The organism is Spirillospora sp. NPDC049652 (assembly GCF_040675125.1).
Classification (GTDB): Bacteria; Actinomycetota; Actinomycetes; order Streptosporangiales; family Streptosporangiaceae; genus Spirillospora.
The window spans coordinates 1-1,654 of the sequence record NZ_JBFAOF010001280.1 but is presented as its reverse complement, the minus strand read 5'-3'; the positions used below and the strand labels follow the sequence as shown (position 1 = coordinate 1,654).

General features: G+C 72.7%; 1 protein-coding gene. It reads left to right on the top strand.

The window, feature by feature from the left end; all coding sequences use genetic code 11:
• Positions 1-973 precede the first annotated feature (973 nt).
• Positions 974-1,654: regulatory protein RecX (locus AB0J52_RS39425; RefSeq protein ID WP_500188218.1), on the top strand; the 681-nt coding region annotated here is incomplete at its 3' end.

Genomic DNA, 1,654 nt, shown 5'->3' with positions numbered 1-1,654 from the left:
CGGCACGGCCGGTGCACGGAGCGAGTCCGCCGCGCCCAGCGCGCAGGACACGAGCGCCCTCGCCGGTGACCCGCCCTTGCCTCCGGCACCTGGTACGCCGTCCCCGGCCGACCAGTCCGCCACCGCCCAGGTCCCCACTCAGGGGCGCGAACCTCAGACCGGACGACCGAGCGGTGACGAGGGCGCCCAGGAGGCGGAAGCCGCGAGCGAGGCCGTTCTTCCCTGGAACGTCCCCACTCCGCAGCTCGCCCCCAGCGATCTCCCCTGGAACCAGCCGAGCGCCCCCGCCCCGGCCCCCTGGGCGAGCTCGTCCGGCAACCCGTGGAGCGGGCCCGCGAAGTCGGCCTCAACACGCCAGCCCCCCACGCCTGCGGGTGAGAACTCCGGGACCGGGCCCGTTCCGGCGACGCCGGACACCACTCCCTCCACTTTCTGGGGTGCCTCTCCCTCTACGGAGCAAGAGGCCCGAGCCGACGAACCGATCGGCGCCGACCGTCCAGAAGCGGGCTCGTACGCCGCCGGAACCGAGACCCCAGCGACCAGAAGCCGAACGCGCAAGAACCGACCAAGCGAGACGGCCAGCAGCGCCGCGCGCAAGAGCAGGCGGAGCGAGGATGACCCGCGCGAGAGCGTGACGGGCAAGAGCAGGGCGGGCGCGAGCCGTCCGATCGGGGATCGGACGGATGAGAGCGCGGAGAACAAGAGCGAGACGGACGGCAGCGTCGCGCGCAGGAGCCGCCGAAGTGAGGATGGCCCGCGCACGAGTGGGGCGGGCAAGAGTGGGACGGTCGCGAGCCGTCCGGCCGAAAGCCGTCTGATCGAGAGCCGTCCGATCGGGAGCCGGACGGGCGCGAGCGGGCAGAGCGAGGCGGACGGCAGCGTCGCGGGCGAGAGTAGGCGAAACGAGGACGAGGCGCGCGAGAGTTGGGCGGGCGCTAGCCGACCGACTGAGGATCGGACGGACCAGGGCGGGATGAGTGGGAGCGACGCGGATGAGAGCGGAGCAAGGCGGGGCTTGCCTCAGGCCGTCCCTGCGACTTCCAGGACGCGATCACGGGCGGCGGCGCGTCGTTCAGAGGACGGCGATGGCAACGCCCGCCCGGCTGGTGACGAGCACGAAAGCACCGAAAGCGGCGGCTGGGGGACGCGGTCGGCTGGCGACACTTCGGCCGATGCGCCGAGGGAGGCCGAGCCCAGCGAGACCCGGCCCAGGCGGGGCACCGGCCGAAAGTCCGCGTCGAAAGCGGCGGGCAAGAAGCCGTTCGGTGGCTCTGGGGCTTCCTGGGGCGCTGACGAAACGCCGGAGGGGCGTCGTCGGGGGCGGAAGAGCGCACGGCGATCCTCAGACGAGGATGCACGCGAGTTCGGGCCCGATGAGGAAGGCGGCGGGCGCCGCAGCAGGAAGTCCGGGACGAGGACTCCGGACGAAGACGGCAGTGCGCGTGAGCGGGAAGCCGGTGATCCGGAGGCGCGGGCACGGGAGATCTGCCTGCGGCTGCTGACGGGATCGCCGCGTACTCGGGCGCAGTTGGCGGACGCGCTGCGCCGCAAGGACATTCCGGACGAGGTCGCGGAGCATGTGCTCGGCCGGTTCACCGATGTGGGCCTGATCGACGACGAGGCGTTCGCCCAGTCGTGGGTGCGGTCACGTCAT